1 pseudogene is annotated in these 556 nt (G+C 54.5%); it reads left to right on the top strand.

Features of this window, described 5'->3' with window-relative positions:
- A pseudogene (locus tag L691_RS29110) lies at positions 1-499 on the top strand (IS66 family transposase); the annotation flags it as partial.
- Between the last annotated feature and the right edge of the window lie 57 nt (positions 500-556).

Below are 556 nucleotides of genomic sequence, written 5' to 3'. Positions count from 1 at the left end.
TGCAATCAATTGTTTGCGATCGAGCGAGAACTGAAGGAAATGGCGCCGAAAGAACGAGAGACCGTCCGAATGGAGCGCAGCCGTCCGATTCTGGATGCTTTTTCGGCATGGCTGCGTCAGCAAAGATCCCGGGTCCTGCCGAAAAGCGCGCTGGGCCAAGCGATCACCTACAGCCTGAATCAGTGGGAGAAGTTGACTGCCTTCCTGAAGGACGGGCGACTGGAGATCGACAATAACCGCAGCGAACGGGCCATCAAGCCGTTTGTGATTGGGCGAAAGAACTGGCTGTTTGCGAACACTCCACGCGGAGCCAAGGCCAGTGCGGTAATCTACAGCGTAATGGAAACAGCGAGAAAACGGGCTGAATCCGTTCCAGTACTTGAAGTTTCTGTTCGAACAGCTTCCACAGCTCGCCGATCCCAAGGATGCGGAAGCTCTGGACATGCTGCTGCCTTGGTCACCTACGCTCCCGCTGAACTGCCGGGTATATCAATCTTAACTTCATCTGCTCTGAGCCCTCATCTTGATGACAAGGTGTGGGCTATTTGACGCTTAC

It is taken from the genome of Paenibacillus zanthoxyli JH29 (assembly GCF_000520715.1).
GTDB lineage: Bacteria > Bacillota > Bacilli > Paenibacillales > Paenibacillaceae > Paenibacillus_AQ > Paenibacillus_AQ zanthoxyli.
Note: the sequence above shows the minus strand (reverse complement) of the source record. Positions and strands in the feature narration are given on the sequence as shown.